At 38.4% G+C, this 14,491-nt stretch carries 11 protein-coding genes and 1 pseudogene; 7 read left to right on the forward strand and 5 right to left on the reverse strand.

What is annotated here, in order from left to right:
• Positions 1-50: 50 nt before the first annotated feature.
• The 5 genes from ACB088_RS16845 to ACB088_RS16865 form a co-directional block, all read right to left on the reverse strand.
• Positions 51-1,418, reverse strand: a complete 1,368-nt coding sequence (locus ACB088_RS16845; RefSeq protein ID WP_375037510.1) for an MATE family efflux transporter — start codon at positions 1,416-1,418, stop codon at positions 51-53.
• Positions 1,419-1,524: 106 nt separating this feature from the next.
• The gene (locus tag ACB088_RS16850) at positions 1,525-2,679 is read right to left on the reverse strand and encodes a pyridoxal phosphate-dependent aminotransferase (protein WP_375037511.1); all 1,155 of its coding nucleotides are present in this window, start codon (positions 2,677-2,679) and stop codon (positions 1,525-1,527) included.
• Positions 2,680-2,707: 28 nt separating this feature from the next.
• The gene (locus ACB088_RS16855; protein WP_080028008.1) at positions 2,708-4,018 is read right to left on the reverse strand and encodes a DUF445 domain-containing protein; all 1,311 of its coding nucleotides are present in this window, start codon (positions 4,016-4,018) and stop codon (positions 2,708-2,710) included.
• Between the two features lie 13 nt (positions 4,019-4,031).
• A complete protein-coding gene (locus tag ACB088_RS16860; protein WP_004640061.1) occupies positions 4,032-4,595 on the reverse strand; it encodes a hypothetical protein in 564 nt (187 codons plus the stop codon).
• A gap of 59 nt (positions 4,596-4,654) precedes the next feature.
• Positions 4,655-5,194, reverse strand: a complete 540-nt coding sequence (locus tag ACB088_RS16865; RefSeq protein WP_375037512.1) for a DUF924 family protein — start codon at positions 5,192-5,194, stop codon at positions 4,655-4,657.
• A gap of 168 nt (positions 5,195-5,362) precedes the next feature.
• On the opposite strand from ACB088_RS16865, the gene gshA reads away from it, so the two are divergent.
• The 7 genes and pseudogenes from gshA (at position 5,363) to ACB088_RS16900 (ending at position 14,476) form a co-directional block, all read left to right on the forward strand.
• On the forward strand, positions 5,363-6,940 hold the full coding sequence (gene gshA, locus ACB088_RS16870) for a glutamate--cysteine ligase (protein WP_017388928.1): 1,578 nt from the start codon (positions 5,363-5,365) through the stop codon (positions 6,938-6,940).
• Positions 6,941-6,956: 16 nt separating this feature from the next.
• Entirely contained in the window at positions 6,957-7,478 is a 522-nt protein-coding gene (locus ACB088_RS16875) for a disulfide bond formation protein B (protein WP_062850310.1), read from the forward strand.
• A gap of 157 nt (positions 7,479-7,635) precedes the next feature.
• Positions 7,636-11,025 carry a type VI secretion system Vgr family protein gene (locus tag ACB088_RS16880; protein WP_375037513.1) on the forward strand — a complete coding sequence of 1,130 codons (3,390 nt, stop codon included), beginning with the start codon at positions 7,636-7,638 and terminating at the stop codon, positions 11,023-11,025.
• A gap of 9 nt (positions 11,026-11,034) precedes the next feature.
• Positions 11,035-12,879 carry a LysM peptidoglycan-binding domain-containing protein gene (locus tag ACB088_RS16885; protein ID WP_375037514.1) on the forward strand — a complete coding sequence of 615 codons (1,845 nt, stop codon included), beginning with the start codon at positions 11,035-11,037 and terminating at the stop codon, positions 12,877-12,879.
• Between the two features lie 15 nt (positions 12,880-12,894).
• The gene (locus ACB088_RS16890) at positions 12,895-13,611 is read left to right on the forward strand and encodes a toxin-antitoxin system YwqK family antitoxin (RefSeq protein ID WP_375037515.1); all 717 of its coding nucleotides are present in this window, start codon (positions 12,895-12,897) and stop codon (positions 13,609-13,611) included.
• Positions 13,601-13,978, forward strand: a complete 378-nt coding sequence (locus ACB088_RS16895; protein WP_375037516.1) for a hypothetical protein — start codon at positions 13,601-13,603, stop codon at positions 13,976-13,978. Before ACB088_RS16890 ends, ACB088_RS16895 begins: the two co-directional genes overlap by 11 nt.
• A gap of 145 nt (positions 13,979-14,123) precedes the next feature.
• Positions 14,124-14,476, forward strand: a pseudogene (locus ACB088_RS16900) (DUF5991 domain-containing protein).
• Positions 14,477-14,491 lie beyond the last annotated feature (15 nt).

Consider the following 14,491-nt stretch of genomic DNA (forward strand, 5'->3'; position numbering starts at 1 on the left):
TTCAAAAAAAGCCATCAATTGATGGCTTTTTTTATAAGAATTAATTGGTTCTAAATAAGAACTTTGATCTTCTTTTTCTTCCAGATGAATTGGTAATAGAGCCCTTGAATAATACATAAACTGACAAATGCCAAGGCATAGGCAACCCAAATCCCTTTAAGCCCCCACATTGAGCTAAACCAGTAAGCACATGGAATCTCAATAAACAAAATAGCAGAAATATTAATGAGCATCGGGACAGTCACAGTTCCACTAGCACGCATGATAGATGCAAAAATGGCACCCGCACCAAAGAATAAAATTGCCCAAAGTATAATAAATAAAAGTTGCTGGCCCAATACCACCACGGTTGGGTCGGTAATGAATAAAGCCATTAAATATTTTGAAAATAGATAGCCAAGTGCAATTAAGGTACCCGTAAATAAAAAGTTCATGCCTAAGGCAGTACGAGTCACACGAGATAACAAGTCAGATTTACCTGCACCAATTGCTTGGGCTGCAAAAATTGAAGCCGCAATTGAAATAGAGATTGCAGGGAACTGAATGTAATTGAGCACCTGATTTACCGCACCATATGCTGCTGTCGCATGTGAACCATAATGGTTAACCAATCCAACAATAACTAAGCCAGCCATTGAGGTGGTAATCATTTGAATGCCGGTTGGGACGCCTAAGCGCAAAATGATTTTGCTCAGTTCTGGATTGTGACGGATATGTTGCAAAAGCTGACGATTCGGTCTAAGTGGATGCTTTTTCTTGTTTAAGTAGATGGCAAGAAAAATCAAAATAGCCACATAACCCGTGATCGTTGCAATTGCTGGAGCAATAATTCCCAGAGCTGGTAAGCCAAAATAACCTTTAAGCAATATCGGGGTAATCACTAAGCCAATTACACTGGTTAAAGCCAATGCAAGTAAAGGTGTAGTACTGTCGCCTACACCACGTAAAATTGAGGTATAAATAATATAAACAAACAGAAGTGGGCTACCCGCCAGCATCCACTGCACATAAGGCAAAGCAAGATGCATTACCTTGGGGTCAGTGCCTAATAGTTCTAAAATATCGTGAGCAAAAAACACACCAATGATCGCGGTAATTACTCCACCAATCAGTGTCATAAAGAGGGTGGAACCCACCACACTTTGGACTTTTTCAATATTTTGCGCGCCCCATGCTTGCCCTACTAAAACAGTCGTACCTGTTGAAATGCCGATAATAAAAGCGAGTAGCAAAAATAAAATAGGGAAAAAAACAGAGACGGCAGCAATCGCATCTACCCCCATCATTTGACCAACAAAGATGGTGTTAATCGTTCCGGACAAGTTCTGTAAAATATTGGTTGCAATCAGTGGTAGCAAGAAAACAAAAAATGTTTTCCATAGATTTTGCTGATGAATTAAAGACTGTCTTGGTGGCATGCATTCTCCATCGCCCATCTCTTTGATGAGCGGGGCAGATATCCAACTTAGCATAGTTAGAGCAAATCGCTTGTAGTGTTTTTACTATGCTAAGTGGCTAAATTTATTAACATTGATTCAGAATTTCTCCTGCTTTTTGCAATGTCTCATCATTTTTAGCAAAGCAGAAACGAATCAAACGTAAAGACTCTGGCGCTTGCTTGTAGAAAACCGAAACAGGAATAGCCACAATCTTATGTTGTTCTGCTAGAAACTGGCACATTTCAACATCGTTTAAGTCGGGTCTAATTTGACTGTAATCGAGATTTTGGAAATAAGTACCTTGAGACGGTTTTAGCAAGAAACGGCTATGGTGAATCGCCTGATTAAAATGATCTCGCTTAGTTTGGTAGAACTGTGGAAGCTCTTGAATATGTTCTGGATGTTGCTCCATATATTGCGCTAGAGCAATCTGACAAGGTGTCGTGCCACAGAAATTTGCATATTGGTAAATTTGGCGGAATAAACGCATTAACTCAGGTGAAGCGACACAGTAGCCTGTTTTCCAGCCTGTTACATGAAAGGTTTTTCCAAAAGAGCCAATCACAAAACTACGCTCTCTGAGCTCTGGAAAATGCAATGCGCTGAAGTGTTGTTGACCATCAAAGACCAAGTGTTCATAGACTTCATCAGATAAAATCACAATATTTTTATCTTGAATCAGTTCAATGAGTTCTAACCAATCCTGTTTATCCCAGATTGTGCCTGTTGGATTATGGGGAGTATTCACCACAATCATTCGAGTTTTGTCATTAATCAAATCTTTAACTTGTTGCCAGTTCACCTTAAAGTCAGGAGCTTCAAGTGCAATGTGAACTGCTTTACCACCTGCTAATTGTACTGAAGGACCGTAGCTGTCGTAACTTGGGTCAAAAATAATGACCTCATCACCCGCATTAATGCATGCTTGTATGGCACAGAAAATTGCAATGGTTGCGCCGGGCGTAATGGTAATTTGCGTTATAGGATCTAGTTGAAGCTGGTCGCGTTGCTGAAATTGTAAAGCAAGCTGTTCACGTAAAGCGAGAATACCATCGCCAGGTGGATATTGATTATGCCCGGCCAAAGTCGCCTGAGATAAGGCTTCCAGTAAGGCTGGTGGGGCCGGAAAATCTGGAAAACCTTGTGACAGGTTGAGTGCACCTAGTCGATGAGCCATTGCCGTCATGGTGCTAAAAATCGTCACGCCTTGAGTGGCCAATTTTGACTGTAGCTGTAGCATATTGTTCTCTGATTAAAAATATTTAAAGTTATAAAATTGATTCAATCACTGCCCGAATTACACCGAGTGTTAAACCAATAAATGCCCCGACTACAACGCCGTTCACACGGATCATATGTAAGTCGCCACCGACTTCATTTTCAATTTTCCCGATCATTTCGCGCGAATCCCATTCATGAATGCGCTCGCTGACATAGCGTATGATTTTATGGCTATATTGGTCTGTAAAATTCAGCGCAAGGCCTGTCATTTCTTTGTTTAACACTTCACGTACTTTGGCATTTTGAACAAGATTTTCACCCAGTTGCTGAATAGCAGCCCGAAGGTTCATTGCAATACCTGAGTCTTTTTTCATTAAATCTTCTTTAATGGCATCACACAAAATGGTGACAGCACCACTGATGAAATTTAGGACTTGAGGGCTGTCTAAAAGGGCATCTTTACCGCTGTTTAGGCGTTGGCTGGCAGCACTGTCTGGTTTTGCCAGCTCTAGCATGAGCGAGTGGGCAATGGTTTCAATTTCCTGTCGCCAAGGATGTTCATGGTCTGCCAGCATCGATTCTACTTTTTCAACGAGTGAATCGATGGTGCGTTGTTGAACATCAATACCAATCCAGCTTGCACCTTTTGCAAGGGACCAGACACCCAGCGCTTTAAACATTTTTCGGGTTAATTCACGGGTTTTATCTGGGTTTTGTACCACCCACTCATGGGCGATATCGAGACCACGCTGTAAAACGTCTTGGTGGAAGTCATTTTCTAATACCGCGCGAAGCATTTCACTTGCGAGTTTATTGACTTCGGTATTACGCACCCACTGCACACTATTGTTTTGCACAAAATTGGCAATTTGATCTTGGCTAACAAACTCAAAAATTTTCGGAACGGTTTGCTGAATGAGCTGGACCACTTGCGTATTGTTTTGTGGACTTGCTAACCATTGACCAATTGCGAGGCTTAAGTCAGTTTTTTCTAAGCTTCGTTCTACCACTTGAGGTGAAAGAAAATTTTCCTGTACAAAACGGCCCATTGACTCTGCAATGCGTGCTTTGTTGCGTGGAATAATCTCGGTGTGGTCCCTTAAAAATTTAGGAATCGGTAATTTACCAAATGGGTTCCGAAATAGAACCGTAATCGCGTACCAGTCGGCTAAGCCACCTACCACGCCGGCTTCAGCCCCTAACATCAAAATATGAATAAAACCTGTGTACTCTGGCAGAAAACGGTCGGCTACCATCAGTGCAACCCACAGCACAACGACAATAATAAGCGCTAGAGTGGCAAAATATTTGCTACGTTTAAGACTGGGCACGTGGTGGACTTCTTCTGCCATGTTCATAAATTTATCCTATTCATTTTTGTTTTACTGGAGGCTCAGGCGGGGGCAACAGCTCTCCTGTCGGACTCAATCCATATTTTTGTCCGATTGATTTCAAGATCAAGGTTGCATCAAAAGCATCCTGAGGAGCCTGCTTCTGATCCCGATAACATTCAATAGTATACGACACTTGAACAGGATCGATATTGACCACTTGTGGGTAATCATAGAACGGATCATGCCAGAAACCCGGGTAACGACGACCGTAACCATATGGGTAAAAACTTGGAGCAGATGGGTAAACCACGGCTTGACGTGGCGGTTTCTGGCTCTGATTACTTGGGTCATTTTGCACTTTAAAAAAGCGGAAGCCTTTTTGTACCGTCGTTTGTGCTGATTTTACCAAAGTGATTTCTTCAGCTGCGCCATAACTCATATTCGGGTCTGCTTGAAAACTAATCCGAAAAGTTTGGGCATTTAAAGGATATGCTGAAAACTGACCAAGCTGATCAAAGGTTCTTGGTTTACTTGGCGTTGTTGCACAAGCAGTTAGAGTTAAGGCAGTGCCTAAGGCTAAACAAAGAGAGAGATATTTCATGATGAACTCCCAGCTAAGCATTAAAAAATAAATGACTCAGCGTTAAAAATTAAGAAGTTTTAAAAACTACTGTTTGGTTCTAATAAAAATTCGGTTTCCTCTGGAGTGGAGGCACGTCCAAGAATCGCATTGCGATGAGGATAACGACCAAAGCGATCGATAATCACTTTATGCTTTTTCTCAAAGCTTAAGTTAATTTCATTGCCGAGGCGTTGAAATAGTTTCAAGGCAAATTCATGGATCAATTTTGATTCACTATGCATAAACGGCATATATAAAAAAGAGCGTTGCTCTGGATTAAGCTGTGCATCTAATTGCAAGCTAATTGCTTCTTGTGACAAAGCTAAAGCAAGGCTGTCGTAAGCAAAAGATTGTGGTTGATCACGATAAATGTTGCGAGAAAACTGGTCTAGTACAATAATCTCTGCCAGACGGCCTTCAGCCGTTTTTCGCCAAGACCAGAGTTCTGCTTGAGTTGCCTGTCGATGAACGTCAGAAAAATTTTCACAAATCTTTTTGTCAAAATCATCACTTTTTGCAAACCAAAGTGAACGGTGTTCAGGTGAAAACCAGAAGTTTAAAATGTCTTGATCGTTCATGATATTGACAACTCTTTAGCAATTATTCTTCAATAAAATCACAATTCTTTCGTGTCTTAAATAACAAGATTGTGATAAAAATTGCCAAACTGGAATGATGTGATTATATAAATAGCCGTATCATCTCACGATTTTGTATATAGTGATCTTTAATAAGCGAGCAAATGCATGAGTCAACCCACTACACCATCTCAATCAGTTATTCCTGCTTGGGTGGATTCGTCGCTACTACAAGGCATGTTACGTGGAATAGAGCGTGAAAGCCTACGTATGCAAAGTAATGGGTTCTTATCGCAAGAGTTACATCCAAAAGCATTAGGTTCAGCTTTAACACATCCGCAAATCACGACTGATTATTCAGAAGCATTGATGGAGTTTATTACTTCTCCAAAGCCAACCATTGGTGAAGCTTTACATGAGCTCACAGATATCCATGCGGTTGTGCATCGTCATTTAGAAAATGGTGAAAAACTCTGGCCGCTGTCTATGCCATGTATGTTAGATGACAATGAAGAGCGTATTCGTCTAGCGCAATATGGCACATCTAATATTGGTCGTTTTAAAACACTATATCGCCGTGGGTTAGGAATACGTTATGGTCGTCGTATGCAGACGATTTCAGGTGTGCATTACAATTTATCTTTTCCAGATACGCTTTTTGCTGAGTTGCAGGCTCATGAAACTGACGAACAATTAAAATCATTAAGTTTGCAGGATTATCGTAGCCATCGTTATTTTGGTCTTATTCGTAATTTTATCCGTTTAACGCCACTGGTTATGTTTTTGGTGGGTGCAAGCCCAACGGTATGTCGTTGTTTCTTGACTGGACATAAACATCAGTTATTGCCTTTAATCAAAGGTTCATACTATTTACCGTATGCTACAGCTTTACGTATGGGGCGATTGGGTTATCAAAACTCAGCCCAAAAAAGCTTAGGTATTCATTACAACAATTTAACTGGTTATTTGGATGGTTTACAAAAAGCCGTTCATTCTCCTTACCCACCATTTAGCCGTTTAGGGTTAAATGATGCCGCTGGTGAGCCGTTGCAAATTAATGATCATGTTTTGCAGATCGAGAATGAATATTACAGTCTCGTACGTCCAAAACAGGTGCCTCAAGCAGGTGAAACGCCGTCTCAAGCCTTGAAAAATCGAGGAGTGGGTTATGTTGAACTACGTGCTGTTGATGTAAACCCATATTCGTCAATTGGCGTTGATGAAACGACGGCTGGCTTCCTTGAAGTCTTAGCACTTTATTGCTTGTTAAGTGATAGCCCAGAGCTGTTAGGCCCTGAGCAAGATTTGATTGAAAAGAACCAGACTGAAGTGGTGAATCGTGGCCGAGCGCCGAATGCAACCATTACAGATTTAAACGGGTCTTATCACATCGAAGATTGGGCACGTTTGTATATTGCTCAGATGCAAGGTTGTGCGCAGTTACTCGATCAGACCTATGCAACAGAGCTGTATGGTTCTGCATTAGCGATCATGCAAGCACGAATTGATGAAGTTGATGAGACTTTATCTGCCCATGTCATTGACGATACGTTAAAGCATGGTGGAACTTGGAGTTTTGGTAGCCACATGGCCCAGTTACATGCTGAAAGTTATGAACAGCATGAGCTTAGTGTGGAAACCTTGAAACATTTTGAGCAATTGGCTGCACAATCTTTACAGCAGCAAGAACAACTTGAGCAAGATACTCAGGTCAGTTTTGACCAATATCTTGAACAATATCGATAATAAAATGAGGTTTTACATGCGATTAAGTTACCGTTTGGTGAGTGGACTACTTGTTTTAGCAAGTATTGTCGGCATGTCTTTTGCGTTGTATCTGGAACATGTAAAAGGTTTAGAGCCATGTCCGCTCTGTATTTTTCAACGTGTTGGCTTAATGGCAATGGGCCTTGTGGCACTGATTGCATTTTTGCATAACCCTGTTTCTAACGCGGTTAAACGCTTTTACGCATTTTTGGCTGGCATCGCAATTTTATGGTCAGTGGGTGTAGCAGGGCGTCATGTCTGGCTACAACATTTACCACCTGATCAAGTACCAAGCTGTGGTCCGGGTTTAAACTATTTAGTTGATGCCTTACCAATGAAAACAGTTTTGCAAGAAGTATTGTCAGGTTCAGGTGAATGTGCAGCAATTGACTGGACCTTTTTAGGCCAGTCTTTACCAGTCTGGTCATTGGTCTATTTCATTTTGCTATTACTCGTATGTTTATGGCAATTGTTCCGCTTCTATCCAGTGTTTAAGACTGCTAAAAAAAGAGTTTAAATAGATTAAAAAAAGCCCAACATGAAGTTGGGCTTTTTTATTGTTTTAAAATTAATCAAAATATAAAAAAATGAATTGAAAAAAAGCATAATATTGTAGACAGATAGTTCTGTTTTTTATAAAGTGCAGCCGTTTTATATCCTTATGATTATAAAAAATGTTTTTTAATATCTTTAATGTTTTGGAAAAAATAGGATTAAGCGCACAGAAACGTGCGATCCATGTGCAATTTTCTAATGAATTGCTCAATCACCAAGTTTTTTTACAACGTATAGAAGGCCAACATCAGCTAAATGGGGGAATTGAAGCTGAGTTAATTTGCCTTTCGACGAGTGCCCAAATTGCATTGAAGCAGTTTATAGGTGTTCAGGTTGCCGTTGATCAGGTTACAGATTCTGGCCAATTGTTTCGAACTACAGGAATTGTGACTGAAGCCAGTTATGGCCAAAGTGATGGCGCTTTAACGCTTTATAAATTGACCTTAAAAGACGCGACAAATTTATGGCACAAACGCCGTAATAGTCGTGTTTTTATGAATAAAAGTATCGTAGAAATTACCGAAGTTCTATTCAAAGAATGGCAAGAAAAAAGTCCACTTTTTGCGACGAGTTTAAGTCTAGACCTGAGTGGGTTAAGCCAGAGTTATGATACTCGCCCATTTATCATGCAGCATAATGAATCCGACTATGACTTTCTTACGCGTTTATGGCGAAGTGAAGGTGTTAGTTGGCTAATTGATGAATCCGAACTTTTCGTTCCCCATTTTACTGCTCCGGTACAGGCCCAAAAGCTTAGATTAATTGATGATAATAACCAGTACCAAGCTTTAGCACGCCGTAGCATTCGCTATCACCGAAGTAGCGCGACAGAATATCAAGATAGTATTACGGGTTTTGTTGCGGTGCGGAGTCTGCAACCGACTGCGGTACATGTACAACGCTGGCAACCCGATGCCTTAGCACAAGAAGAAGGCGCTGGTTCCGTCATTACTACACATACACATTCAGATAACTTTGATTCGGCGAGTTTAAGCCTTGAGCAAGCATGGCACATGAGTCCTGCTTGGATGCAAGATTTAAAAGGTGAGGATCAAGCTACTGCTTCAACTAGTAATCAGCTAGAGAAACTGAATCAGCAGTTTAATGACATGTATGCGAGTCAGGCCAAATACTTTAAGGCTTATAGCAGTGTCCGCGATAGCCAAGTCGGCTATTGGTTTAATCTTCGAGAGCATCCTGAAATTGATCAACATGAAGGGGTTGATCAAGAGTTCCTGATTATCGCTAAAAATTTCTATAACCAAAACAATTTACCAAAAGATCTACATCAGCAAGTTAGTCAGTTGCTCACCCAAAGTCGATGGGACAAACATGGTTATGACGATATTGAGCGTCAAGGTAATGAGCTGACTTTAATTCGCCGTCAAATCAAAACGACACCTGAATATAATCCAGAACAGCATCGTCCGATTGCCTACCCACAAAGAGCGAAAGTTGTGGGGCCAGAGGGAGAGACTATTCATGTCGATGAATGGGGGCGCATTAAGGTACGTTTTCTATTTACCCGTAGTGATGATCATGGCCATGATGGTGGGGCAGGCAGCAATGACAATGATACCGACTCGGCTTGGGTCGATGTACTGACTCCGTGGGCGGGTGAAGGCTATGGAGCACGCTTCTTACCGCGTATTGGTGAAGTAGTGGTCATTGACTTCTTTGATGGTAATATTGATCGTCCATTTGTGACGGGACGAATCCATGAAGCGCAGCGTTCACCAACCAAGTTTGATGTGAAAGGACAGCTTCCCGATACTAAAAAACTGAGTGGTATTCGTAGTCAGGAAGTTAGTGGCAGTGGTTTTAACCAATTACGATTTGATGATACAACTGGGCAAATCAGTACCCAACTACAAAGTAGTCATGCAGCGACGCAACTGAACTTAGGTAACTTAAGCCATCCGAAAGAACAAGCAACTAGTCAAGGTCGTGGTGAGGGGTTTGAGCTTAGAACAGATGCTTGGGGAGCTGTGCGTGCGGGCAAAGGCATGCTTATTAGTACTTATGCGCAAGAGCAGGCGATTGCAGATCATTTGGAAGCTGCACAAGCACAATCCTTACTTTCACAAGGCTATGAAAGCATGAAAATGCTCAGTGAAGTTGCAGCCAAGCAACAAACTGATGCTTTGAACGTGATTAACCGGTTACCCAAATTCATCCAGTCCCTTGAGCTAAAAACCACAGGGCAGGCATTAAATAGCACGGTAAATCTATTTAAAGAAGGGATTAATAATGACCCTATTCATGCGTTAAAAGATTGTGGTGGTTTTATTGAAGATATTGGTGCACTAGGTGGCGATGCAAAAGGAGTTGTAGATGAATTTAATACTTTCTTTAGCGATGCTAAAGATTCGGTAGAGAATTTAAAAGCCTTTATTGAAAATGTTGAAGAACATGGTGCAGACATCGTTAAAGGCAAACTCGCAAGCATTAAAGATCGAATTCATCAAAATCCATTTGAAAGTCTTAAAGAGGTCAGCAAAGTCTTAGCCAATGTCGAGACTAAAGACTTTGATTTGATGAGTGTATGCGGAACTTTTAGTAAAGGTAGCAAATTGGAAGTGACACCTTCTAAAGCATTGGGTTCTTTACAAGGCTTTATGGAGGGTTATACCCAAGGTTTAGAAAGTAGCTCGGATGCGAAACAGCAAGAACAAGGCAAAATCTTTAGACAAGCCCTTATGTTATTAGCATCGCCAAATGGTATTGCTCTAACAACACCTGAAAATATTATTCTGCAAGCTTCGCAAGATATTGCCGAAAGTGCTAGTGGTTCAATTAATTTAAGCGCGCAGAAAAATATTATTGGGCACGCACAAGACAAAATTAGTTTGTTTGCTGCTCAAAAGGGTTTGCGTGCTTATGCAGCAAAAGGAAAGCTCGAACTACAAGCACAAGACGATGCTATAGAAGCGATTGCGAGAAAAGTGATTAAAATCATTTCGACAGAGGATAAAATCGAGCTTAGTAGTGCGAAAGAAATTGATATTAAAGCGGGAGGTAGCCAGCTTATTGTGAATGGAAATGGGGTGTTCATAAAAACAGGTGGTAAGTTCGAAAGTAAAGCTGGACAGCATATTTTTTTAGGCGGCGAAAATATTTCTATACCCAAATATGATTTACCAAAGATAGAAAAAAATAGATTTAGTTTGAGATTTGCTCCTTTTGGTAATGATATTAACTTTGATTTAATGGGATTCATTAATCAACCTTACAAAATTATTAATAAAGAAAGCGGAGAAATACTTTCAAGCGGGATTATCACTGGAAAAAAATTGCCACGAGTTTTTAGTGATAGTGAAGATGAGGTTGAATTGTCGATTAGTGAGGAATCATGGAAACTCGATGTTCAAGCATTGTCTCCTAGTGAAGAAAAAAACTTTGAAGATGAGGTTGAAGATGTAGAAAATTTATATTGCGAATTTGATGATGATAATACTGAACATGGTTTTCTTGACTCAGATTTAATAAATTCAATAATAAATAAGTAGGAATTAAGTATGGCAAAATTTATTAAAGCTTCACATGATAGACCGACATTAACTGTTCAATATATTGGAGATGATGGAAAAATTTTATTAAGAACAGGAGGGACAATTGCGTGGAGATTTAATAATCCAGGAAATGTAAGACCAAAAAATAACGGAATGTATCCAGGTCAAATTGGTACTGGGAATACGAAAAGTGGAAACTTTGCTATTTTTGAAAGCTATGAAGTAGGTAGGCGTGAAAAAAAAGCTTTACTCAGACGTAAATATAATAATTATTCATTAAAAGATGCTTTATATATTTACGCACCACCTGAAGAAAATGATACGGAAGCATATATTGCTTATTTAGTAAAACATACAGGATTTACGCGTTCAACTGTATTATCATCATTAGATGATAAAGGAATTGAAAAATTAATGGATGCTATGGAGCGTAAGGAGGGTTACTATAATACAAATACACAGCCACCCCGTTCTGATAAATGGATTAGTACCACTACCGTAAATGTTAGTAATGGCTCTAGTCCATTAGCTGACCAAAAAATTATAGTTAGTCATAATGATAAAAAGAAAGAATATGTCACCAATAAAAATGGAAATTTGCCACCAATTCCCCATGCTAAACAAGGGGATAAAATATTTTTTAGTACTATAGTAGATGGTTGTGAAAAATTAATTGGAGAGGTTGCGACTTCCGCTGAATCTCAAGTGGTTAGCTTGGTTAATAATGCAGCCCGTTTTACTAGTAAATTAATGCCTCAAAATGGTTCTTTTAGTGCAAAAAAAGATGATATACCACGAATTGAGTATATTGTTGTCAATGGAGATGTGCTATCAAAAATAGCAAAGCGTTTTCGTGTTACCGCACAACAAATACAACAATGGAATAATATAAAAAATGCGAATGAAATTTATGCAGGACAAACACTTGCGATAGGGTATTTTGCAAAAAAAAGTAATGAGCAACAAAAAGGTAAAAATAGAAATAGTTCTGTAGGTATTTATAAAGTTAAGTCTGGTGATACAATTTCTAAGATTTGTAAATTGAAAGGTATCTCAATTGAAAGCTTTATGAAAGTAAATCCAAAAATTAAAGAAAGAGATACGATTTTAGCTGGTCAAATAGTTACAATACCAACATCTATTTCTAGTACTCATACTAAACCAAAAAGTACAATAACAAAGCAAGCCTCTCATACTACTTCTAATTTAAGTAGTAATATTCAAAATGTTACAAGAAGTAAGTCAGGAACAGGAGAGGGACTAGCGATTTTACCTGTAAGTAATCGAGAAGCTCCTTGGATGCCCATTGTAATTCGTGAGTTAAAGCAATGGTATGGTAAAAGAGAGGGGGTGATTACCAAGCAAGATAACTATCATATATTGACAGGTAGTCAAATCAATACGTTAGTTGGTTCAAAACAAGCGTGGTGTGCATCGTTTGCAAATTATTGTTTACGAGAAGCAAAATATGCAAAATCATCTCAGCCAGCGAGTGCATTAAGCTTTCGCCGTGATACAAAAAATTTTGTTAAAATTACAAAGCCTATTTTTGGCGCATTGGCTACTATCCCCACTTCTTCTGGAGCTAATCCAGAAGCTAGCTCTGGTTTAGGCCATGTTGGTTTTGTTTATTGTTTAGATAAAACAGCTGGACGATTTCTCATAATAGGTGGAAATCAGGATGATCAAATCACAATTGCAAGTAAATCCATATCAGCTTATCGATTCTACATACCAAAAGCTTATCAAGATTTTGCAAAATCTCAAGTTTTGGAAAAGAAAATGTCGGTTGATGATCTATATGGAGCTCTTGGGCTAAAAGCAGTGCGTACAGGAAATGCTACGAGGTAGAATTAGGATATATTTATGAAATTTAGCGTTATTTGCGTATTATCTTCTCTATTTTTGTTAAGTGGTTGTTCACAATCAGAAACTCACAGTATGAACTTAAATGAAGAATCTAAGCAAAAAAAAGAAACTCATGATGCAAGTGTCAGTTCACCTATCTTGTATATGAAAAATGCAGAATCCTCCGGCCAAGAAATTACAACAAAAGAGCAGGCAGAGTTTTATCGGATTTTGTTGAAGAAGTTAGATAGAAACAGATTTTTAGTTCAGGATTTTTATATTACAGGGAAAAAACAAACAGATCCCTATATCTTAACTGATGGTAAATTGGATTACGTTTATAATGAGCAAGCCGATACATCATATTATTCAAGAGAAGGTTCAAGAGTTGTATGGTATGAATCTGGAGATAAAGCAGCGGAGACGGAATACCAGGAACATAAAGAAAATGGGTTATGGCGTGTTTGGTATGAAAATGGGAATTTAAAGGAAGAAACAAATTATAAAGCAGGTAAAATAAATGGAATCACTAAAACTTGGAATGAAGATGGGCAATTAACAGGGGAGTGTAGTTACAAAAATGGTTTAGAGGATGGCCGATGCTATGAAAAATATACAATGAACCCTCAAGCTTTTATTTATGATGGCACTTATAAAAAAGGAGTTAAAGTGGGTGAGTGGAAAGAGTGGGATGAGGACGGTAAATTGGTAAAAGTAGAGAACCATGATGATTAATCTAAAACTAAACGCATTTTTTTTTGTTCTAGTAGCAAACGTCATATTTTTATCGCAAGCAATTGCGAGTGAGAATTCTACAACTCTAAGCGGTTATATACTCAATAAAAAAAGTATAGATGAGCAAAATAAAATACATCCTTATGATGTAGTTTTATTACCTGCCGCTCAAGATTTTTATTTAAAAGAAGAAGATGAGGAATATAAAAAGATAAAAGAGATCCAATTGAACTATTTAGATAAAAAATATAAAATTGAATATAAAAAGCCAGCAAAAATAATCTGTAAAAATTTATATTCAGCTGATTCAATGTTTCATTATACTAATTTAATTTGTGTGGTTGATAAAATAAGTTATATAAAGTAGTAGCTTGGTATAGTTTTGATGAAAATAATACCATTTTCTTTTAAATAGTGAAGATAAATGGTATTTAATTAATTTTGTATTTTTATTATATTTAAATTGTAATTTGGTTATAATAGTTTGACTTGATTATTTATAAATTAATTAAATGAAATTTTTTTGTTTATTATTGATGGCTCTTTCTGCTAACACATTTGCAAATACAGATAAGTGGTATGGTACTATCATTATTATAGTTCAGAAGAACTACCAGGTGGTAATGTTGCGACGATAGAATCTGTTTTAACACTAACACCCAAAAAGTGTGAATATTCTATTACTGGTTTTCAGGTTGATAAATCTTATATATGCAAAGTGAAAGAGAAAAATAACGAGCTATATTTCTTTAAAGTTCAAAGTGGTGAAAAGTTAGGAAAAGTAGTCTTTAAGAAAGGAAAATACTATCTTTATTCTGATGAAGTTTTAGATAGTAAAGACAACTTATTTTTTAAAGATAAATAATAGTTATAAAACTCT

It is taken from the genome of Acinetobacter sp. RW6, from assembly GCF_041956835.1.
Taxonomy (GTDB): domain Bacteria; phylum Pseudomonadota; class Gammaproteobacteria; order Pseudomonadales; family Moraxellaceae; genus Acinetobacter; species Acinetobacter calcoaceticus.